This is a genomic window from Ensifer sp. R-19 (genome assembly GCF_049905105.1).
GTDB lineage: Bacteria > Pseudomonadota > Alphaproteobacteria > Rhizobiales > Rhizobiaceae > Ensifer.
Map to the genome: position 1 here is coordinate 3,220,050 of NZ_CP184569.1, position 21,627 is coordinate 3,241,676.

At 62.7% G+C, this 21,627-nt stretch carries 19 protein-coding genes; 8 read left to right on the plus strand and 11 right to left on the minus strand.

What is annotated here, in order from left to right; all coding sequences use genetic code 11:
• The first annotated feature begins 169 nt into the window (after positions 1-169).
• From ACN9MO_RS15660 to ACN9MO_RS15685, 6 genes are all read left to right on the plus strand, one after another.
• Positions 170-1,501: an NAD(P)/FAD-dependent oxidoreductase gene (locus tag ACN9MO_RS15660; protein WP_112995956.1), complete on the plus strand. Its 1,332-nt coding sequence runs from the start codon at positions 170-172 to the stop codon at positions 1,499-1,501.
• Positions 1,502-1,920: 419 nt separating this feature from the next.
• Complete coding sequence (locus ACN9MO_RS15665; RefSeq protein WP_425985535.1) at positions 1,921-3,153, plus strand: 3-methyl-2-oxobutanoate dehydrogenase (2-methylpropanoyl-transferring) subunit alpha; 1,233 nt, start codon at positions 1,921-1,923, stop codon at positions 3,151-3,153.
• Between the two features lies 1 nt (position 3,154).
• Positions 3,155-4,168 carry an alpha-ketoacid dehydrogenase subunit beta gene (locus tag ACN9MO_RS15670; RefSeq protein WP_112995957.1) on the plus strand — a complete coding sequence of 338 codons (1,014 nt, stop codon included), beginning with the start codon at positions 3,155-3,157 and terminating at the stop codon, positions 4,166-4,168.
• A gap of 1 nt (position 4,169) precedes the next feature.
• Positions 4,170-5,453, plus strand: a complete 1,284-nt coding sequence (locus ACN9MO_RS15675) for a dihydrolipoamide acetyltransferase family protein (RefSeq protein WP_113132241.1) — start codon at positions 4,170-4,172, stop codon at positions 5,451-5,453.
• A 7-nt stretch (positions 5,454-5,460) separates the two neighbouring features.
• Positions 5,461-6,855, plus strand: coding sequence for a dihydrolipoyl dehydrogenase (gene lpdA, locus ACN9MO_RS15680; protein ID WP_112995958.1), 1,395 nt, complete (start codon positions 5,461-5,463; stop codon positions 6,853-6,855).
• 45 nt (positions 6,856-6,900) lie between these two features.
• A complete protein-coding gene (locus ACN9MO_RS15685) occupies positions 6,901-8,082 on the plus strand; it encodes an acetyl-CoA C-acyltransferase (RefSeq protein WP_113132240.1) in 1,182 nt (393 codons plus the stop codon).
• A gap of 109 nt (positions 8,083-8,191) precedes the next feature.
• Here the strand turns inward: ACN9MO_RS15685 and purU are convergent, their stop codons facing one another.
• The 5 genes from purU to hmgA all read right to left on the minus strand — a co-directional run bounded on the left by purU (position 8,192) and on the right by hmgA (position 13,258).
• Complete coding sequence (purU, locus tag ACN9MO_RS15690; protein ID WP_057254512.1) at positions 8,192-9,076, minus strand: formyltetrahydrofolate deformylase; 885 nt, start codon at positions 9,074-9,076, stop codon at positions 8,192-8,194.
• A gap of 194 nt (positions 9,077-9,270) precedes the next feature.
• Entirely contained in the window at positions 9,271-9,909 is a 639-nt protein-coding gene (gene maiA / locus ACN9MO_RS15695; protein WP_058325307.1) for a maleylacetoacetate isomerase, read from the minus strand.
• Positions 9,910-9,938: 29 nt separating this feature from the next.
• On the minus strand, positions 9,939-10,955 hold the full coding sequence (locus ACN9MO_RS15700) for a fumarylacetoacetate hydrolase family protein (protein WP_057254510.1): 1,017 nt from the start codon (positions 10,953-10,955) through the stop codon (positions 9,939-9,941).
• Between the two features lie 69 nt (positions 10,956-11,024).
• The gene (locus ACN9MO_RS15705) at positions 11,025-11,894 is read right to left on the minus strand and encodes an MBL fold metallo-hydrolase (RefSeq protein WP_112995961.1); all 870 of its coding nucleotides are present in this window, start codon (positions 11,892-11,894) and stop codon (positions 11,025-11,027) included.
• Positions 11,891-13,258, minus strand: a complete 1,368-nt coding sequence (hmgA, locus tag ACN9MO_RS15710; RefSeq protein WP_058325309.1) for a homogentisate 1,2-dioxygenase — start codon at positions 13,256-13,258, stop codon at positions 11,891-11,893. The genes ACN9MO_RS15705 and hmgA overlap by 4 nt, the downstream gene beginning before the upstream one ends.
• A gap of 166 nt (positions 13,259-13,424) precedes the next feature.
• Between hmgA and ACN9MO_RS15715 the strand changes: the two genes are divergently transcribed.
• Complete coding sequence (locus ACN9MO_RS15715) at positions 13,425-13,895, plus strand: MarR family winged helix-turn-helix transcriptional regulator (RefSeq protein WP_112995962.1); 471 nt, start codon at positions 13,425-13,427, stop codon at positions 13,893-13,895.
• Positions 13,896-13,899: 4 nt separating this feature from the next.
• Here the strand turns inward: ACN9MO_RS15715 and ACN9MO_RS15720 are convergent, their stop codons facing one another.
• Positions 13,900-14,379, minus strand: a complete 480-nt coding sequence (locus ACN9MO_RS15720) for an Lrp/AsnC family transcriptional regulator (RefSeq protein ID WP_057254506.1) — start codon at positions 14,377-14,379, stop codon at positions 13,900-13,902.
• Between the two features lie 131 nt (positions 14,380-14,510).
• Between ACN9MO_RS15720 and hppD the strand changes: the two genes are divergently transcribed.
• The gene (gene hppD, locus ACN9MO_RS15725; RefSeq protein WP_057254505.1) at positions 14,511-15,623 is read left to right on the plus strand and encodes a 4-hydroxyphenylpyruvate dioxygenase; all 1,113 of its coding nucleotides are present in this window, start codon (positions 14,511-14,513) and stop codon (positions 15,621-15,623) included.
• Between the two features lie 141 nt (positions 15,624-15,764).
• Here the strand turns inward: hppD and ACN9MO_RS15730 are convergent, their stop codons facing one another.
• From ACN9MO_RS15730 to ACN9MO_RS15750, 5 genes are read right to left on the minus strand one after another with little or no spacing between them, the layout of a single operon-like run.
• On the minus strand, positions 15,765-16,724 hold the full coding sequence (locus ACN9MO_RS15730; protein WP_057254504.1) for a glycoside hydrolase family 26 protein: 960 nt from the start codon (positions 16,722-16,724) through the stop codon (positions 15,765-15,767).
• An 18-nt stretch (positions 16,725-16,742) separates the two neighbouring features.
• A complete protein-coding gene (locus ACN9MO_RS15735) occupies positions 16,743-17,258 on the minus strand; it encodes a DUF995 domain-containing protein (RefSeq protein WP_057254503.1) in 516 nt (171 codons plus the stop codon).
• Between the two features lie 48 nt (positions 17,259-17,306).
• Positions 17,307-19,301 carry a glycosyltransferase gene (locus tag ACN9MO_RS15740; protein ID WP_112995963.1) on the minus strand — a complete coding sequence of 665 codons (1,995 nt, stop codon included), beginning with the start codon at positions 19,299-19,301 and terminating at the stop codon, positions 17,307-17,309.
• Entirely contained in the window at positions 19,298-20,281 is a 984-nt protein-coding gene (gene galE / locus ACN9MO_RS15745; protein WP_112995965.1) for a UDP-glucose 4-epimerase GalE, read from the minus strand. The genes ACN9MO_RS15740 and galE overlap by 4 nt, the downstream gene beginning before the upstream one ends.
• A gap of 1 nt (position 20,282) precedes the next feature.
• Entirely contained in the window at positions 20,283-21,323 is a 1,041-nt protein-coding gene (locus tag ACN9MO_RS15750; protein WP_082641249.1) for a UDP-glucuronic acid decarboxylase family protein, read from the minus strand.
• Between the last annotated feature and the right edge of the window lie 304 nt (positions 21,324-21,627).

The following is a 21,627-nucleotide window of genomic DNA, read 5'->3' on the forward strand; positions in this document are numbered from 1 at the left end:
CTCCCCGGGCAAACCGGAAGTCCGCCCGATGGCGAGGCGGACCAGCTTTCCCAAACAAAGTGAGCCGGCAAACCCAAGCTTTCGAGCAATGGCCAGATAGCAGGTCTTGATCTCGCGGCGGCGGCATGCACCGATGACCGTGACACGTCCTGCCCGAAAGTACCTCCCCATGCCCGGTCCCGCGCTTGATCCCATCGCCACCGATACCGCCCTGCCCGCCAAGGCCGACGTCGTCATCGTCGGTGGTGGTATCATCGGCGTCAGCACAGCCCTCTTCCTCGCCGAACGCGGCATCGATGTCGTGCTTTGCGAGAAAGGCATGCCCGGAGCGGAGCAGTCGAGCCGCAACTGGGGCTGGGTGCGGGTCATGGGCCGCGACGAGCGCGAGATCCCACTGGCGATCGAGGCGCTGAGGATCTGGGACACGCTCGACGCCCGTGTCGGCGGCGAGACCGGCTTTCGCCGCAGCGGCATTCTCTACATCTCCGAGAATGAACGTGATGTCGCCAACCGCGATGCCTGGCTCGCGATGGCCAAACCCTATGGCGTCGACAGTCGGCAGCTTGGCGCTGATGCGACCGCGGCGGCGATGCCGAGCGCCGCCCTTCGCTATGAAGGTGCGCTCTTCACCCCAAGCGACGGCCGGGCAGAACCGCAAAAGGCCGTGCCTGCGATCGTTGCCGGCGCCCGCCGCGCCGGAGCGCGCATCTTGACCGGCTGCGCCGTGCGTGGCGTCGAGCGGGCGGCCGGGCGGATCTCCGCGGTTGTGACCGAGAAGGGTCGCATCGAAACTTCGACGGTCGTCGTCGCCGGCGGTGCCTGGTCGCGACTGTTCCTCAAGAGCCTTGGCATCCGCCTGCCGCAACTGAAAGTGCGCAACACGGTCGTGAGAACCGGCCCGGCTTCCGGGGGACCGGAAGGCGCCGGCGCAACCGCAACTTACGCCTACCGCAAGCGGCTCGACGGCGGCTACACGATTGCCGACGGCGCGGCCAATCTGCACGCGATCGTGCCCGACAGCTTCGCGTTCTTCCGCGATTTCCAGCCGGCGCGAAAGGCGGAAGGCGAGGCCGTGCAGGTCGGCCTCAGCGCCCAGAGCTGGAACGAGCTGTTCGAAATCGGCGCCGTCCCGCTCGATCGCCCGGGCGCCTTCGAGCGCCACCGCGTGCTTGATCCCAACCCGGATTCCCGCCGCGCACTTCATGCTCTCGACGCCGCCGCAAAAGCCTTCCCGTTTCTGCGTGAGGCCAAGGTGCAGCAGATCTGGGCCGGCCTGATCGACGTGACGCCGGATGCCGTTCCGGTGATTTCAGCGGCAGAAGGCGTTCCGGGACTGATCATCGCGACCGGATTTTCGGGCCACGGTTTCGGCATCGGGCCGGGCGCCGGGCATCTCGTTGCGGATCTCGTGACCGGAGATAAACCGGTCGTCGACCCCACCCCATTCCGGCTCTCGCGCTTCCTCGACGCGACGCCGATTACGATCGCCCCGCCGGTTTGATCGCCGTACGGCGAAACGCCCGCGAAAGAAAATTACAAGCAGCGACCGGCAAGGCCATGCGCAACACAACGCGTGAGCGCACTCCCGGCAGGATTCTATCTTTCTTCGTCTGCCCCTGCCCCGCAACACGGAAAGACCTTCATAAGCCCCGGAACTCGTGGCAGTCTGTGAGCATTCCCGTCGGGAGAGCGGGGCTTAGGAGGAGTGTACGCAGACCTCAGGCAGAGGAGCCGTGTGAGGTCGGAACGTACGTCTTCGCATATGTCAGTCCGATCGTTTTCCCGATTTAGAGCATTTCCAGCAAAACTGCGTAGCGGTTTTGCGTCCGGAAATGCGTGAAAACAGAGATGAAGAGCGGTTCAATTGGAACCGATCTTTGATTTGGTGCGCTGCGCACTCCGGAGGAGGCCGGAAACTGCATGAGCGATCTCGATCGACTTAGCCTGCATGTCCCCGAACCCGCCGTTCGGCCCGGTGGCCAGCCGGATTTCTCCAACGTCAAGATCCCGAAGGCCGGCTCCGTTCCGCGCCCGGAGGTGGACGTCGCGCCGGAAGAGATGCGCGATCTCGCCTATTCGATCATTCGCGTCTTGAACCGTGACGGCGAAGCGGTCGGCCCCTGGGCCGTTCTGCTGTCCGACGACGAGCTTCTGGCTGGTCTCAAGCACATGATGACGCTGCGCGCCTTCGACGCGCGCATGGTGATGGCGCAGCGTCAGGGCAAGACCTCGTTCTACATGCAGCACCTGGGCGAAGAGGCCGTTAGCTGCGCCTTCCGCAAGGCGTTGGTGAAGGGTGACATGAACTTCCCGACCTATCGCCAGGCCGGTCTTCTGATCGCCGACGGCTATCCCATGGTCGAGATGATGAACCAGATCTTCTCGAACGAGAGCGATCCCTTGCGCGGCCGGCAGCTGCCGATCATGTATTCCTCCAAGGAGCATGGCTTCTTCACCATCTCCGGCAACCTCGCAACCCAATATGTGCAGGCTGTCGGCTGGGCGATGGCGTCGGCGATCAAGCGCGACACCAAGATCGCCGCGGCCTGGATCGGTGACGGCTCGACGGCGGAATCGGACTTCCACTCGGCGCTGGTCTTTGCCTCCACCTACAAGGCGCCTGTCATCCTCAACATCGTCAACAATCAGTGGGCGATCTCCACCTTCCAGGGCATCGCGCGCGGCGGCTCCGGCACCTTTGCCGCCCGCGGCCTCGGCTTCGGCATTCCGGCGCTGCGCGTCGACGGCAACGACTATCTCGCCGTCTACGCCGTCGCCAAATGGGCGGCCGAGCGCGCAAGGCGCAATCTCGGCCCGACGCTGATCGAATACGTCACCTATCGCGTCGGCGCGCATTCGACCTCCGACGACCCGAGCGCCTACCGACCGAAGACGGAATCGGAGGCCTGGCCGCTCGGCGATCCCGTCCTCCGGCTGAAAAAGCACCTGATCCTGCGCGGCGCCTGGTCCGAAGAGCGCCACACCCAGGCGGAAGCCGAAATCGTCGATGCGGTAATCCAGGCACAGAAACAGGCCGAAGGCCACGGCACCTTGCATGCCGGCGGCAAGCCGTCGGTGCGCGACATCTTCGAGGGTGTCTATGCCGAGATGCCGCCGCACATTCGCCGCCAGCGGCAGAAGGCAGGATACTGACATGGCCAGAATGACAATGATCGAAGCCGTGCGTAGCGCCATGGACGTCTCCATGCAGCGCGACGACAACGTCGTCGTCTTCGGCGAGGACGTCGGCTATTTCGGCGGCGTCTTCCGCTGCACGCAAGGGCTACAGGCGAAATACGGCAAGACCCGCTGTTTCGATGCACCGATCAGCGAAAGCGGCATCGTCGGCACGGCGATCGGCATGGCGGCCTATGGGCTGAAGCCCTGCGTCGAGATTCAGTTCGCCGACTACATGTACCCGGCCTACGACCAGATCACCCAGGAAGCGGCCCGCATCCGCTACCGCTCCAACGGCGATTTCACCTGCCCGATCGTGCTGCGCATGCCGACCGGCGGCGGCATCTTCGGCGGCCAGACCCACAGCCAGAGCCCGGAAGCGCTGTTCACCCATGTCTGCGGCCTCAAGGTCGTGGTGCCCTCCAATCCCTATGACGCCAAGGGCCTGCTGATCGCTTCGATCGAAGATCCCGATCCGGTGATGTTCCTCGAGCCGAAGCGGCTCTACAACGGTCCCTTCGACGGCCATCACGACCGGCCGGTCATCCCGTGGTCGAAGCATGACCTCGGCGAGGTACCCGAAGGCCACTACACCATCCCGATCGGCAAGGCGGAGATCCGCCGTCAGGGCTCCGCCGTCACCGTCGTCGCCTATGGCACCATGGTGCACGTGGCGCTTGCAGCGGCCGAGGAAACCGGTATCGACGCCGAGGTGATCGACCTGCGCAGCCTGCTGCCACTCGATCTCGATACGATCGTCAAGTCGGTGGAAAAGACTGGTCGCTGCGTCGTCGTGCATGAGGCCACGCTCACGTCAGGCTTCGGCGGCGAAGTGGCCTCGCTCGTTCAGGAGCATTGCTTCTACCATCTCGAAGCGCCCGTCGTGCGCGTTGCGGGCTGGGACACGCCCTACCCGCACGCCCAGGAATGGGACTATTTCCCCGGCCCCGCGCGCGTCGGACGCGCGCTCGTCGAAGTGATGGAGGCCTGAGATGGGCGAATTCGTAATCAAGATGCCCGATGTCGGCGAAGGCGTGGCTGAGGCCGAACTCGTGGAATGGCACGTGAAGCCTGGCGATCCCGTTCGCGAGGACATGGTGCTCGCCGCCGTCATGACCGACAAGGCGACCGTCGAAATCCCCTCGCCCGTCACCGGCACCGTGCTCTGGCTCGGTGCCGAAGTGGGTGACACCGTCGCGGTGAAGGCGCCGCTGGTGCGCATCGAAATCGCCGGTGAGGGGGAAACAGCCGCACCGGCTGTTGACAACAAGCTGGCAGCAAAGGCGGAAGAACAGCCCGCCGTAAAGGTCGAGGCACCCGCCCCAGTCGCCAAGCCTACGCAACCCGTCAAAGTCGAGGCGAAGGCACCGATCGCGAATGGCCACGCGACCGGCGAGCGGCTGGAAAAAGCACTGGCCTCGCCGGCCGTGCGCCTGCGCGCCAAGGAAAGCGGCGTCGACCTGCGCCAGGTGGCCGGCACCGGTGCGGCCGGCCGCATCACTCATGATGATCTCGACCAGTTCATCGCCCGCGGCGCCCAGCCGGCGCCGGCGCCCGCCGGCCTGCAGCGCAAGACCGCGGTCGACGAGATCAAGGTGACCGGCCTTCGCCGCCGCATCGCCGAGAAGATGTCGCTTTCGACCTCGCGCATTCCCCACATCACCTATGTGGAAGAAGTGGATATGACAGCGCTCGAGGACCTGCGGACGACGATGAACCGCGACCGCAAGCCGGATCAACCGAAGCTGACGATCCTGCCCTATCTGATGCGCGCGCTGGTCCGCACCATTGCCGATCAGCCCGCCGTCAACGCGATCTTCGACGACGGTCCCGGCATCATCCACCGCCATCACGCCGTCCATATCGGCATCGCCACCCAGACACCCGCCGGCCTCACCGTCCCGGTCGTGCGCCATGCCGAAGCACGCGGCATCTGGGATTGCGCCACCGAACTCAACCGTCTGGCGGAAGCGGCCCGCACCGGCACGGCCACCCGCGACGAGTTGACCGGATCGACGATCACCATCTCGTCGCTCGGCGCGCTCGGCGGCATCGTCACCACCCCGGTCATCAACCATCCGGAAGTGGCGATCGTCGGCGTCAACAAGCTTGCGATCCGGCCCGTCTGGGACGGCACGCAGTTCGTGCCGCGCAAGATCATGAACCTGTCCTCGAGCTTCGATCACCGCGTCATCGACGGCTGGGATGCGGCCGTCTTCGTGCAGCGGCTGAAGACCCTGCTCGAAACGCCGGCGCTTATATTCGTGGAGGCCTGAGGCGATCATGAAGGAAATTTCCTGCAAGCTGCTCGTGATCGGCGCCGGCCCCGGCGGCTACATCGCAGCCATCCGCGCCGGCCAGCTCGGCATCGACACGGTCATCGTCGAAAAGGCCAAGGCCGGCGGCACCTGCCTCAATGTCGGTTGCATTCCCTCCAAGGCCCTGATCCACGCGGCCGAAGAGTTTCACAAGCTGCGCGCGGCCGCCTCCGGCCGCAACCCGCTCGGCCTCTCTCTGGCCAATCCGTCGATCGACCTCGCCCATACCGTCGCCTGGAAGGACGGCATCGTCGGCCGGCTGAACGGCGGCGTCACCGGGCTTCTGAAAAAGGCCGGCGTCAAGGCCGTGATCGGCGCCGCCCGCTTCGTCGATGGCAAGACCGTCGATGTCGAGACCGAAATCGGGCTGCAGCGCATCCGCGCCGAAGCGATCGTCATTGCCACCGGCTCGGCGCCGGTCGAACTGCCGGACCTGCCCTTCGGCGGGCCGATCATTTCCTCGACGGAAGCCTTGTCGCTGAAGAGCGTGCCGAAGAGCCTCGCCGTCATCGGCGGCGGCTATATCGGTCTGGAACTCGGCACCGCCTTCGCCAAGCTCGGCAGCCATGTCACCATCGTCGAGGCGCTGACGCGCATCCTGCCGCAGTACGACGCGGATCTGACGAAGCCGATCGGCAAGCGCCTAGGCGAGCTCGGCATCGAAGTCTTCACCCAGACGGTTGCCAAGAGCTACTCCGCCGAGACCGGCAGCCTGCATGCCGAGCACAACGGTCGCGCCATCGATGTCGCCGCCGAAAAGGTGCTCGTCACCATCGGCCGCAAGCCGGTGACCGAAGGCTTCGGCCTGGAGGAGATCGACCTCGACCGCACCGGCCGCTTCATCCGCATCGACGACCAGTGCCGCACCTCCATGCGCGGCATCTACGCGATCGGCGACGTCACCGGCGAGCCGATGCTGGCGCATCGCGCCATGGCGCAAGGCGAGATGGTGGCGGAGATCGTCGCCGGGCATAAACGAAGCTGGGACAAGCGCTGCATCCCGGCGGTCTGCTTCACCGATCCGGAGATTGTCACCGCTGGGCTCTCGCCCGACGAGGCGCGCGCGAGCGGCATCGAGATCAAGATCGGCCAGTTCCCCTTCCAGGCGAACGGCCGGGCCATGACGACGCTTGCCGAAGACGGTTTCGTCCGCATCGTTGCCCGCGCCGACAACCACCTGGTGCTCGGCATCCAGGCCGTCGGCCACGGCGTCTCGGAACTCTCGGCAAGCTTCAGCCTGGCGATTGAGATGGGCGCGCGGCTCGAAGACATCGCCGGCACGATCCATGCCCACCCGACACAATCGGAGGCCTTTCAGGAGTCCGCGTTGAAGGCGCTCGGGCACGCGCTGCATATCTGACGGTGGCACCCACTAGCGCCAACCATTGCCGTATGGGAGAAAGACATGAGCAGAATTGACCCTATCGTCATCGTTTCGGCGGCCCGCACCCCAATGGGCGCCTTTCAGGGCAGCCTCAAGGATTTGACCGCGCCGGAAATCGGCGCCATCGCGCTGAAGGCAGCACTTGGTCGCGCCGGCCTTGAAGCTGTCGACGAGGTGCTGATGGGCAATGTGCTACCGGCCGGCATTGGCCAGAACCCGGCGCGCCAGGCCGCTCTTGGCGCAGGCCTCGGCAAGGAAACGCCGTCGACGACCATCTCCAAGGTCTGCGGTTCCGGCATGAAAGCGCTGATGCTCGGCCACGACGCGCTCCTTTCGGGCAGCGCGTCGGTGCTTGCCGTCGGCGGCATGGAGTCGATGACCAACGCCCCGTATCTGCTGCCGAAGGCGCGCGGCGGTTTCCGCCTGGGGCATGGTGAGGTCAAGGACCATATGTTCCTCGACGGCCTCGAAGACGCCTACTCCGGTCGGCTGATGGGCACCTATGCCGAGGATACGGCCGAACACTACCAGTTCTCGCGCACCGATCAGGACGCCTTCGCGCTTCGCTCGCTGGAGCGCGCCAACCGGGCGGCTGAGGATGGTTCCTTTGCCGTGGAAATAGTGGCGGTCAGCGGCGCCGGCAAACGCCAGACCGCCAACCTTGATCGCGACGAGCAGCCGACCAAATCGGATCCGGCAAAGATCCCGAATCTGAAAGCCGCCTTCCGCGACGGCGGCAGCGTGACGGCGGCCAATTCGTCGTCGATCTCCGACGGTGCGGCGGCGCTGATTTTGATGCGTGCAAGCGAGGCGGAAAAGCGCGGGCTCACGCCCCTCGCCATCGTCGCTGGCCATGCCGGCCATGCGCAGGAACCGGCCTGGTTTACCACCGCTCCGATCGGTGCGATCGACAAGCTGATGGCCAAGCTCGCCTGGGAGAAGGGCAGCGTCGGCCTCTACGAAATCAACGAGGCCTTCGCCGTGGTGGCGATGGCCGCGATCCGCGATCTCGGCCTTTCCGACGATATCGTCAACATTAACGGGGGCGCATGCGCGCTCGGCCACCCGATCGGCGCCTCGGGCGCCCGCATCATCGTGACGCTCCTGCACGCCATGCGCGCCAAGCAGGTCAAACGCGGCATTGCCTCGCTCTGCATCGGTGGCGGCGAGGCGACGGCGGTCGGGCTGGAGCTGTTGCAGTAGGTTTTGAGCGCCGCCGGTCGAAACGGGCGGCGCTTCTCATTATCAGCGGACGATTTGTCCCCCGAGCCTGTCACCCGCTTGGCGGCGAGAGGGCCGGATTTCCCATACCTCAGCCCATGCGCTCGGAAGCGTAGGAACCCGGGCTCGGCGGGAAGACGACGACGCGGTTGCCGTTGATGAAGCAGCGGTTGTGGATATGGGCGTGTACCGCACGGGCCAGCACCTGGCTTTCGACGTCGCGACCGATCGAGACGTAGTCTTCGGCACTTTGGGCATGGGTGATGCGGGCGATATCCTGCTCGATGATCGGGCCCTCGTCGAGATCGGCGGTGACATAGTGCGCCGTCGCGCCGATCAGCTTCACGCCGCGCTCATAGGCCTGCTTGTAGGGATTGGCGCCCTTGAACGACGGCAGGAACGAGTGGTGGATGTTGATGATGCGGCCCGACATCTTCTTGCAGAGCGCATCCGACAGGACCTGCATATAGCGGGCGAGCACGATCAGGTCGGCGCCGGTCTGTTCGACGAGCTCTAGGAGCTGGGCTTCCGCCTTCGGCTTGTTCTCCTTCGTCACCTTGATGTAGTGGAAGGGAATGTCGTGGTTGACCACCACCTTCTGATAGTCGAAGTGGTTGGAGACGACACCGACGATATCGATTGGCAGCGCGCCGATCTTCCAGCGATAGAGCAGGTCGTTGAGGCAATGGCCGAAACGCGACACCATCAGCAGCACCTTCATGCGCTCTTCGCTGTCGCGGATCTCCGCATTCATGTCGAAGCGCTTGACCACCGGCTCGAAGCCCGCTTTCAGCTCGTCGAGCGTGGCGCCCTCCTGGCTGATGAAGGTGAGGCGCATGAAGAACAGCCCGGTTTCGAGATCGTCGAACTGCGAACTGTCCGAAATGTAACAGCCCTTTTCGGCGAGATAGCCGGTGATGGCGGCAACGATGCCACGGGTGGTCTTGCAGCTGACGTTCAGCACATAGCTTTTCATCGGTAGATCTCTCGCTCCAGAGGTTTTTCCGGCCCCCCTTATACGGCCAGTCACACAAAAACTAGCGCGGCCTTGGCCCGGCCGTCGATCCATTCGCGACATCCGTTTGACGGAACCGGCCAGATGAGGCCGGTCAGCACAAGGCAGCTTCAGTCAGATGATGTCTGAAGGAACAGAACGGACAACCGCACCGGTCAGCGCGGCGTGCGATCCGGGTGAGCGCGGGCGAATGCCTCGATCTCCGAACAATTCTGATCGATCGCGACAAGCCGTGGGCAAGCGCTGAGATCCACCTCCCAGCGGCGGGCATTGTAGACCTGCGGCACGAGGCAGAAATCCGCCATCGACGGGCTGTCGCCATGGCAGAACCGCCCGGTTGCGGGATGGTCGAGCAGCTGTTCGAAGGCGGCAAGTCCCTCGCCGATGAACTTGCGCATCCAGTTGCGCCGCGCCGCCTCACCGTCCTCGGCATTGGCCATGACATAGGAGATCACGCCGAGATTGCAGACGGGATGGATGTCCATCGCGATCGCGTAGGAGAGCATGCGCACCCGCTGGCGCCCGACGGCATCGTCAGGCAGGAAACCGGCATTGCTGCGTGTCTCGGCGAGATATTCGATGGTGGCGAGCGATTGCGTGAACCGCTCGCCATCGATGTCGAGAACGGGCACGAGCCCCTGCGGATTGCGCGCCAGATGCTCCGGCGCCTTGTGCGCCTTGGCGAGCAGATCGACCGGCACCGAACGATAGCTTTCGCCGAGGCTGTTGAGCGCGATACGCACCCGATAGCTCGCCGACGAACGCCAGTAGTCGTAAAGGACGGTCTCGCTCATGCCTTTGCCCGTTCTTGTCGTTCAGCCGTTTAGGCCTTGTTGTAGGCTTCGACGGTCTGTTCGATAGCGCCGAAGATCGAATGGCCGGTCTTGTCCTTCATCTCGATGCGCACGACGTCACCGACCCTCAGGAAATGCGTCTTCGCCGCACCACCGACGATGGTTTCGATCATGCGCAGCTCCGCGATGCAGGAATAACCGGCACCGCCCTCTGCGACCGGCTTGCCCGGTCCGCCGTCAAGCTTGTTGGAGACCGTGCCCGAACCGATAATCGTGCCGGCAGAAAGCGGCCGGGTCTTGGCCGCATGCGCGACCAGTTGGGCGAAATCGAAGGTCATGTCGATGCCGGCATTGGCTCGGCCGAAGGGCTTGCCGTTGATGTCGACGCAGAGCGGCAGATGCAGCTTGCCGCCGTCCCAGGCCTCACCCAATTCATCCGGGGAAACGGCGACCGGCGAAAAGGCAGAAGACGGCTTTGACTGGAAGAAGCCGAAACCCTTGGCAAGCTCGGCCGGGATGAGGCCACGCAACGATACGTCGTTGACCAGCATCACCAGGCGGATCGCAGCGCGCGCCTCGTCATTGGTAGCGCCCATCGGCACGTCGTCGACGATGACGGCGACCTCGCCCTCCATGTCGACGCCCCAGCTTTCGTCGGCAAGCGGGATCGGATCGCGCGGCGCGATGAAGCTGTCGGAGCCGCCTTGATACATCAGCGGGTCGGTCCAGAAGCTTGCCGGCATTTCGGCATTGCGGGCCTTGCGGACGAGCTCGACGTGATTGACGTAGGCCGAGCCGTCGGCCCATTGGTAAGCGCGCGGCAACGGCGACAGGGCGTCGTGTTCATGGAACCGGATCGTCGGCTGCGAGCCGGTCTCGATCCCCTCGGCCACGCGGGCAAGCCGCGGGCCTGCGTGTTCCCAGTCGTCGAGCGCTGCCTGCAGCGTACGGGCGATATGCCCGACCTCGGAGCAGCGGGTGAGATCGCGAGAGACGACCACGAGCTTTCCGTCGCGCGTACTGTCCTTGAGTGTCGCCAGTTTCATGCAGTCCTCCCTCTCAATCTTCTCATTGTTCCGGACCGAAAGCCGCTGCGCGGCCTTCGCGGAGTTGTTTTAAGCGGGCGAATCGTCCGCAAGTCTCACAACAAGGCCGTCGGCGGCGATCGTCAAGGCGCCTGCCCAGCTTTTGCGGGTCGCCGCAATCCAATGGCCTTGCGTTATCTCGGGATCATCGGCCGGAATGAGGTGGTGCAGCACCAGCCGACCGACGCCGGCGGACGTTGCGATCGCGGCCGCCTGTTCGGCGAATGTGTGGCTCGCAAGCAGGTGCTCCTTCAATCGCGCGCCGTTGCCGGTGCGCGCCACCAGCCGGTCGACGCCTTCGGCGAGCATCGCTTCGTGCACGAGAATGTCAGCCCCTCGGGCGAAATCGGCGAGCGGCGGAAAATAGGCCGTATCAGCGGAAAAGACGACCGAGCCCTCCGCATGATCGAACCGCAGCGCGAAACAGTCGGTGACTGGCGGATGATCGACGCGTAGCGCCGACACGGTCAGGCCGTTCTCCGAAAAGACCGCGCCCTCGGAAAACTCGATGACGTCGACAAGAGCGCACAGGTCCGGCCGGCCTTCGTCGACGATGCGAATGTCGATGTCGAAGGCCATCGCCTGAAGGAAGCCCTGCCAATAGGCACGTGTCCCGGCGGGGCCGAAGACGCGCACTGGATGCGCGAGCCCCGCGGTCCAGGCCGTGTGGATCAACGGACCAAGCTCAAGCACATGATCCGAATGCAGGTGGGTGATGACGATCAGGTCCAGCGCCTTCAGCGGCACGCCGGCATCCGTTACTCCGCGGGTAACGCCAAGGCCGCAATCGACCACGATCGAACGGCCGCCGATTTGAAGCAATGACGAGGTCGGCCACGGGCCGCCCGGCCGGATCGCCGGACCACCCTTGCTGCCAAGCAAAACGAGGCGTGAACTCAAGACCAATCGCCTTCCGGCGTCCCGTTGAAGCGCTTCTTGAGATCCGTCCAGCAGTCGATGTAGTTGTCCTGCAACGTCTCCAGTTCGGCGGCGAAGCGGGTCAGCTGCTGTGGGAAGCGGGTCTCGAACATGAAGGCCATCGTATGGTCGAGCTTCACCGGTTTCAACTCACTGTTTGTCGCCTTGTCGTAGCCCGACGCATCCGGCCCATGTGCCAGCATCATGTTGTGCAGGCTCATGCCGCCGGGCACGAAGCCCTCTTCCTTGGCGTCATAGCGGCCGTAGATCAGCCCCATGAACTCGCTCATGATGTTGCGGTGGTACCAGGGCGGCCGGAAGGTGTGCTCGGCCACCAGCCAACGCGGCGGGAAGATGACGAAATCGATGTTCGCCGTACCCTCTTCGCCCGAGGGTGCCGTCAGCACCGTGAAGATCGACGGGTCCGGATGATCGAAGAGGATGGCGCCAACCGGCGAGTAGGTCTTGAGGTCGTATTTGTAGGGCGCGTAGTTGCCGTGCCAGGCGACGACGTCGAGCGGTGAATGGCCGATCTCGGTCACATGGAAGCCGCCGCACCACTTCACATGCACGCGGCAAGGCGTCTCCTTCTCCTCGAAGGCGGCGACCGGCGTCTTGAAGTCGCGCGGATTGGCAAGGCAGTTGGCGCCGATCGGGCCGCGATCCGGCAATGTGAACTTGGCGCCATAGTTCTCGCAGATATAGCCGCGCCAGACCTTCTCTTCACCAAGCCGCGTCACCTTGAACATGGTGCCGCGCGGCACGATGCAGATTTCCGAGGGCTCCACATCCATCTTGCCGAGTTCCGTGAAGACCTGGATCGCGCCCGCTTCCGGAACGATCAAGAGTTCGCCGTCGGCATTGAAGAAATAGTCGTCCACCATGTCGGCGTTGAAGGCATAGGCATGGGCCGCCATTCCGGTCTGCGTCGGCGCATCGCCCGCCGTCGTCATGGTGCGGATGCCCTCAAGGAAGTTCAGTTTTTCCGAGGGCGCCGGCAACGGGTTCCAGCGCAACTGGCCGAGCGCCAGGGAATGCTCGGCCACATGCGGCGCCGTCTTCCAGTGCGGATAGTCGATCTTGGAAAACCGCCCGGTGTGGCGGACGCTCGGGCGGATGCGGTAGAGCCAGGAGCGCTCGTTGGTGCCGCGCGGCGCGGTAAAGGGCGAGCCGGAGAGCTGCTCGGCATAGAGCCCGTAGGCGCATTTCTGTGGACTGTTCTGGCCCTGCGGTAGAGCTCCCGGCAGGCTTTCGGTCTCGAAATCATTGCCGAAACCCGGCATGTAGTTGAGCGCCTCGGCTGCGTCAGTCCGTGCCTCGGCCTGTTTTCCTGCCTTGTCGAGCATGGTTCTATCCTCCTCCCTTGAGCATCCGGCTCCAGCTCTCGCAGCGGGGCCAGCGCAATCCCAAACACCGCCCGCAACGGCCCCATCCATGGTGGACGCGAGCCTCGCCTTCGGCATATTAGTTGCAATCGTAACTATCGATTTTGTAACTATCAAGGAAACACCGATGACCGCCGACGGCTTCGAGCTCAATGCCTTCCTGCCCTACCGGCTGAACCGCGCGGCCGAATTCGTCGCCCTGCGCTTTGCCGCACAATACAAGGCGCGCTACCAGCTCACTCGCCCGGAATGGCGAACGCTGGCACCCCTCGGCAGCACCCGTCGTCCAATGACGGCAACGGAAGTGGGCGCGCATTCCGCCATGCACAAGACCAAGGTGAGCCGTGCGGTCGCAGCACTCGAAGAGCGGCGCTGGCTGACGCGCAATGAAAACGAAGGCGATCGCCGCCTCGAACATCTCCAGCTGACGAAGGCGGGCCTGCGTGCCTATGTCGAACTGACGGCGCTTGCGGCCAGCTACCAGGCTGAACTCGACGCTTTGGTTGGAGCCGCCGGAATGCAGGCGCTGACGGCTGGTCTCGAGGCGATTGAACGCGCCATCGGCAAAGTGGAGAAACGTCCTCGCCGCGAGGGGTGAAACGTCAGCCCTTCATCCGCTCCGGAATCGGCACACCTTCAAAACTCTTCAGCGTTTCGAGCACGATCGACGTCTTCACGTGCTGCACGCTGTCATGCGGCAAAAGCACGTCGTTGACGAAGCGCGACAGCCCCGCGAGGTCAGGCGTCACCACCCGCAGGTGATAGTCCATCTCACCGGTCAGCGCATAGGCCTCCAACACCTCGGGCAAACTCGAAATGAGCTTGCCGAAGCGCTTGGCATTGTCGCGGTTGTGGGTGGCGAGCGTCACCGAGATCACCACCATCAGATCGAGGCCGAGCTTCTGCCGGTCGATCTGTGCCTGATAGCCGGTGATGTAGCCTTCGGCTTCGAGCCGGCTACGCCGCCGTGAGCATTGTGACGGCGAAAGTGCGATGCGCTCCGACAGCTCATTATTGGTCAGATGTCCGTCGCGCTGCAATTCGCTGAGGATCTTGAGATCGAACCCGTCAAGCTGCTCCATTCCTGCATCCTAATTCACTATTATGCATGTTCCGTGCGCCATCCTGTCTAAACCGCGCAAGAATACAAGCATCATGCATGGGAATTGCGTCATACTCCAGCAAAGTTTGGAAGAACAAGAGGAGACTTCCGATGGGCCCCTTCCCGCATGACGCCCCGCCGGCAACGATTACCGCTGAAAACCCCGCTGGCACCGACGGCTTCGAATTCGTCGAATTCGCCCATCCGGAACCGGAGAAGCTCGCCGAGCTTTTTGCTCGCATGGGTTACAGCCCGGTTGCCAAGCACAAGACCAAGAACATCACGGTCTGGCGGCAGGGCGACATCAACTACATTCTGAACGCCGAACCCGGCTCGCATGCCATGCGCTTCGTCGATGAGCACGGCCCCTGCGCCCCGTCCATGGCCTGGCGCGTCGTCGACGCAAAGCACGCCTTCGACCATGCGGTTTCGAAGGGCGCGATCCCCTATGAAGGCAAGGACAAGTGCCTCGATGTTCCGGCGATTGTCGGCATCGGCGGTTCGCTGCTCTATTTCGTCGAGACCTACGGCGCCAAGGGCTCTGCCTATGAGACCGAATTCGAGTGGACCGGCGAGCGCAATCCGAGGCCCGAGGGCGTCGGATTCTATTATCTCGACCACCTGACGCACAACGTCTATCGCGGCAATATGGACAAGTGGTGGGCCTTCTACCGCGAGCTGTTCAATTTCACCCAGATCCACTTCTTCGACATCGACGGCCGCATCACCGGCCTCGTCAGCCGGGCGATCACCTCGCCCTGCGGCAAGATCCGCATTCCCTTGAACGAGTCCAAGGACGATACGAGCCAGATCGAGGAGTATCTGCGCAAATACAAGGGCGAAGGCATCCAGCACATCGCCGTCGGCACCGAAGGCATCTACGACGCCACTGACAAGCTGGCGGACAATGGCCTGAAATTCATGCCAGGCCCGCCGGAGACCTATTACGACATGTCGCATGACCGTGTTCACGGCCATGACGAACCGATCGACCGGATGAAGAAGCACGGCATCCTCATCGACGGCGAAGGTGTGGTGAACGGCGGCATGACGAAGATCCTGCTGCAGATCTTCTCGAAGACAGTGATCGGCCCGATCTTCTTCGAGTTCATCCAGCGCAAGGGCGACGAAGGCTTTGGCGAGGGCAACTTCCGCGCCCTGTTCGAATCGATCGAAGCCGACCAGATCCGTCGCGGCGAACTGGGGCCGCAGGCGGCCGAGTAAATCGCAGCCGACAACGCCGGCACTTCTAACTCGAGCCTCTCGCCTCAAGCGAGGGGCTTTTCTGCAAGTAAGGGCATCCAGCCAAACGAGATGCTTGAACTTTCTCGCGCGCCCGTTCAGAGCGCGCTACTGCCGGCAATGTCAGTTCGTGGTCTGGTTGACCACGCGCCAGTTCGGCCGGCCGAGATTGTGCGGCCATTCGATGACGTCACGGTCGTTGAAGTAGACGACTTCGGCCAGGTTGGGGAACTGCGGGTCCGGTTGTGTCGCGGTGTTCATCCAGGGCTGCATATAGGCCGGGCTGCCTTCCCATCCGAGCTCGGCGACCCAGATCGGCTTGTTGTACTTGGCCACCAGGTCGTAGCCGGGCTTGAGCGCCTGCGCGAACGTCCTTGGCGTCCCATATTCGATCTGATCGAATGGTTCGAGCCCGAAGACCGACAGCCCGACGAGATCGACGTAATCGTCACCCGGATAATAGGCATCGAGGTTCGGCAAACCCTTTGGCGACCACATGATCTGCGCCTTCGGCGCCTTCTTGCGCACGATGTCCATCGCATGCTTGTAGGCCTTGATCCAGTCCTGTGGCGCCCAGCCAGCCCAGGAGAACCGTCCGGACGTGTCTTCCATCTCCTGGCCCCAGCGCACGATGACCGGGCTCTTCAGCTCGGCGATCATGTCGGCGATCGCCTCCATGTTGACGTCGTATTCACCCCTGAGCATCCGGTCGCGGAGCTGCGCCGGCGTCAATTTCCAGTCGAGCGACCAGGACCAGGGCTCGATGGTGATCAGCAGATTGCGTCCCCGCTGAAGGGCATACTCGTCAGCGGTGCGCAAGGATGCGAGATCGACGTCCTCCCAGGGCAGGAACAGAGCTTCGGTCGTCACATCGCTTTGGGCGCCGAAATCGCCATGCGGGTCATAGGCGCCGAATCTCGTTCCGCCAGGGTGCATGACGGGACGTTTGTCGATCATGGTCTGGGTCTGACCGGCATTGCCCGCAGGATTGGCTTGCTCCTGCGCCAACGCGGATACCAAGCTGCCGAAGTCCAGTTGCAGGGCCAGGGCAGTGCATAGGGCGAATGCCAATTTGCGTTTCATTTCATCCTCCTGCTGCGTCTATTTTTTGGCCAGGAACTGTTCCTTGAGACGCAACGCCTTTGCTGTGATGTCGTCCTGGGCGACGAGGCTGTAGTAGGCGTCATTGGGCTTGGGTTTTGCATGCTTGAAGACATACCATTCGCCGTTTGGCACCTTCCGCTGATAGATCGTGTCGCCGATCTTGGCATGGCCGAAGCAGGTCCGCGCATCGCCGGCCTCGGCCGCGGTCGTCCAGATGGCCTGCATGCACATCATGCCGAGATCGCTGACGTACCAATTGCCTTCGGCAAAGGATCGGTTGCCGTTGCCCTTGTCGACAAAGGCCACGAGTTTGCGGTCATGCGCGGTGAAGCGTGCACCGCCGGTGGACCATTGCCAGGTCTTGTTGCGGTAGAGGGAATAGACTTCGTAAGCGCTGAGCGGCGTCGGCTTGACTTCCATCTTCGCCTTGACCGGCTGGGCGCCCAAGTAGACCGCAGCGGCTGCAACCGGCAGCAACAGCGGCAGAACCATGACTTTTATCGACCCTTTCATCCACTTTCTCCTCACATTGGAGATTACACACTCGACTGTTCGCCGCCGTCATGACGGCACGTAGTATCGGCCGACCTTCTTTGTCGTCCTGGTTTCCCGGTACTTCGTTTCACTGACACTCCTTCTTCCGGCATTGTTAGAGGTGGCCCGTGATACGGCAGGTTCGATCCGCGCCCCGCTCTCGGGCGGCTGAGAAAAGCCTTTCCATTGCAAATGGAAGCGAACGATCCTGAGTTTCGTACCGTGTCCGGCGCCGGCGACCGTGTATTTCGCCTCGGTGAAGGTCACGAAACCCAAGCCATGCGACAGGGCCTCCGTTGCCTCGGCGCCGTGACGCACCGCCGATTGGGCCGACAGCACCGAAACCAGCACCAGAGAGCCGGCCGTCATTGCGGTCATCGTCGAACGCGGCATAAGCGGCAGCCCGTTCTCGCGGGCGTGTCGAACGTGGATCACCACCACGAGCCCGGCATAGACGAGGGCGTTGATCTCGGCGAAGACGTAGAAGCCGCGTGCCGTTCCGGCATCGGAAATCAGCCAGACGGCGAGCGCCGACATCAGGGAAAGCACGAAATAGGGCATCAATATCCGAAGCGGCAGGGGAGCCGCGGCACCGCCGCCTTTCGGCGTGATGCGAAAATCGACGAACGAGCCGGTCAGGTGATCGCGCACCGCCGCCAGACAGCCGAGCAGCGACCAGGGCCACCGCGCGAACAGGAACAGGACCGTCTCCCAACTCAGCACCCGCGCGTCGTGCGGCCGGAACGTACCGGTCGAACGCCAGAAATAGGCGAGCACGACCAGAACCACTGACAAAGGCACGAAATGCAGCAGAAAATCGGGATAGTCGACGTCAACGAAGGCCCGCCCCATCAACAGCGCCACGATCGGCATCAGGAACATCAGCGCCATGAAGCACGAAAACAGCGGGTACCAGAGTTGCGAAAACAGGAACTGGAACTGCAGCCGCGGCCGCAGCTTCGGCACATACAAAGGCGAATATTTCAGCAGGATCGCGACGAGGCTGCGAGACCACTGGAACTCCTGAACCACGAGATCGGCAAAGTTCGCCGGCCCGTCGCCATGGGCTATGGCGTTGAGGGCATGCACGCCGCGCCAGCCATGGGCATTCATCATCAGCGTGGTCGAATGATCTTCGGCGAGTTCCGGCCCCAATCCGCCGATCTGCTTCAGGGCCTTTGTCCGCACGGCGTAGTGGGAACCGATGCATAGGGGCGCCCAGCCATTGTTGTAGCCGACCTGAAGGGAGCCATGCAGGCTCGCCTCCGCGTAAAGCCGCCCGCGAGCCGACCAGCTTGCCGCGGCATTCGCGTCGCATATGCTCGGCGCCGAGACATAGCCGACCGACGGGTCGTTGAAGGGATGCAGCACCTCCACGAGATAGGTGGCTTCGGGCACGTGATCGGCGTCGAATTGCGCCACGAAATCGTAGCGGTCATAGCCGTGGTGATCGTAGAAATAGGCAAGGTTTCCTTCCTTGCAGCGCGTGCGGCGCGGCCAGGCGGCGCGATGATATTCGGCGAAACCCTTTCGCGTGGAGATGAAAACCCCGTGGGCCGCACACCAGGAAACCGTTTCCGGCGACGGGTCTTCGTCTGCCAGCCACACATCGAAGTCGCAGCCAGTCTGGTCCAGCATCGCCTGCAACGTCTTGCGTACAACGGCAAACGGCTCGGACGGCGCCTTGGTGACGACCATCGCGATCCGCCCCTGGGGCACCGGCCCCGTGCTCACCGTGGCCACCTTCGCGCCGGAAAAGATCGTGATGAAGTAGACCGGCAGCAGGGTGATCCACCCGACGACGACGGTGATAAGGACGTAGGACGGCCAGTCCAGAACATGGGCCGGATCGAGCCACCACCACCAGAAATACGTGAAGGCCGCGAACCACGCGGTAACCCCCAACATGTTCAGTATCTGCAAGCGCCCGGAAAACAGCGTCGTCAGACGCGGCCTGACAGGCCCCGCACGCGCGAGATCGGCATAGCGCCGAAATCCATCGACTGTGGCTGCCCAGCTCATCGCCACACCTCCAGCCCGAAACCCGGCGCCGCCGTGCGGATGATGGTTTCGATATCCGAGAAGGCCGGCCGGAAGCCCAGTTGCTGCCGCGCCCGGCTGGTGTCGGCATAGAGCACGGGCGGATCGCCCGGGCGACGCGGCAACATCTGCACGGGAACCTGCCGCCCGGTAACGCGATCGATCGCTTCGAGAACCTCCCGGATCGAGGTTCCATGTCCGGAGCCGAGATTGGCGCGCAGTACCTCGCCGCCGTCATTCAGATAGTTGACGGCCGCGACATGGGCGTCGGCAAGGTCGGTCACGTGAATGTAGTCGCGAATGCAGGTTCCATCCGGCGTCGCATAGTCGTCGCCGAAGATGTCGAGCCGTTCGATCCCGCCGGCCGCCGCCATCAGGGCACGCGGTATGAGATGCGTCTCGGGATCGTGCCGTTCCGTGAGCTGTCCTTCCGGATCGGCGCCTGCGGCGTTGAAGTAGCGCAGCGCGACGGAGCGGAAATCATAGGCGCGCGCATAGTCGCCAAGCATCAGCTCGATCATCAGCTTCGTGCGCCCATAGGGGTTGATCGGAAACTGTTCCGTATCCTCGGTGATCGGAAGCCGCTGCGGCACGCCATAGGTGGCGCAGGAACTGGAAAACACGATGCGTGCCAGCCCGGTCGCGCGGCAGGCTTCGAGCAGCGCGATGCTGCCTGCGACGTTGTTGCGGTAGTATTTTCCCGGGTCTTCGACGGATTCCCCGACATAGGCGGAAGCCGCAAAGTGGATCACGCATTCAGGCAGGAACGTCCGGACGGCCGTTGCCAGCCGTTCCGTATCCTCGAGATCGCCTTCAACGAGGGGACCCCAGCGTACGTTGGCCCTATGTCCCGTCGACAGGTTGTCATAGACGACGGGGACGAAACCCTGCTGGGCAAGGCGTTTGCAGGTGTGGCTTCCTATGAAGCCGGCACCGCCGGTGACGAGTACGACGCGGGACATCTCATACCGCCTGTCCCGCCGTTGCGCGATCGGCCGCGCTGAGGCGCTCCTCGAAGTAGGCGATAGTGCGCTCAAGCCCGTCGCGCAGGATGACCTTCGGCTCCCAGGCGAGTTCGGTCAGCGCCTGCGAGATATCGGGACGGCGCTGGCGAGGATCGTCGACGGCCGCCGCCTGGTGAACGATGCGCGAGCGCGACCCGGTCAGAGACCGCACCATCTGCGCAAGTTCGAGAACGGTGAACTCCCCAGGATTGCCAAGGTTGATCGGGCCGATGCAGTCATCCGCCGAGACCGAAAGCCGGAGAAAGCCGTCGATCAGGTCGTTGACATAGCAGAAGGACCGGGTCTGCTGCCCGTCGCCATAGATGGTCAGGTCCTTGCCGAGCAGGGCCTGAACGACGAAATTGGAGATCACCCGGCCATCGTCCGGACGCATGCGCGGACCGTAGGTATTGAAGATGCGCGCGACCTTGATCTTGACCCGATGGGATCGGTGGTAGTCGAAGAACAGGGTTTCGGCCGACCGTTTTCCTTCATCGTAGCAGGCACGCGGGCCGATCGGATTGACATTGCCGAAATAGACCTCGCGTTGCGGGCTGAGGAGCGGATCGCCGTAGACTTCCGAAGTCGAGGACTGGATGACCGTGGCGCCGGTGGCGCGCGCATTTTCGAGTGCATGCAGCGCGCCAAGGACGTTCGTCATGAGAGTGCCAACCGGATCGGCCTGATAGTCGGGCGGCGATGCGGGAGAGGCAAAGTTGAAGATGACGTCGGCGTCAATCAGATAGGGTTTGCGAACGTCATGATCGATGATGTGGAAATGCGGGTTCTGCACCAAATGAGAGAGGTTTTCACGCCGTCCGGTTGAAAAATTGTCGAGACAAATAACCGTATGACCTAGAGAAAGAAGTCTTTCGCAAATATGAGAGCCAAGAAACCCGCCTCCACCTGTTACTAGAATTCTCCTTGGTATTCCTGAAATCTTCTTTAGAAATTCCCGTTGCCCGACGACAGACAACGGCCCCGGAACGACCTTTCGCATACACACCTCCAATTATTGTACACACCATTTCTCATGGTGATTGGAGACGGGCTGCCAATGGAAATATAATAAGGATTTTGTTCTTTATTACAAATTCACGCACAACCCGACAGAACTATAATTCTACAATTCATCCGAAAATCTACTTATCTTCAATTTCAATATTAGTTAATTATCAAATAACCATTAGCGCGTCAACTAAAACAATAAGGATTGATATAATGTAATCTGAAATAGGAATAAAATAATCGGAAACATAATCACGAATAGTTACATTATAATCCAATCAACATAATCATCTAAT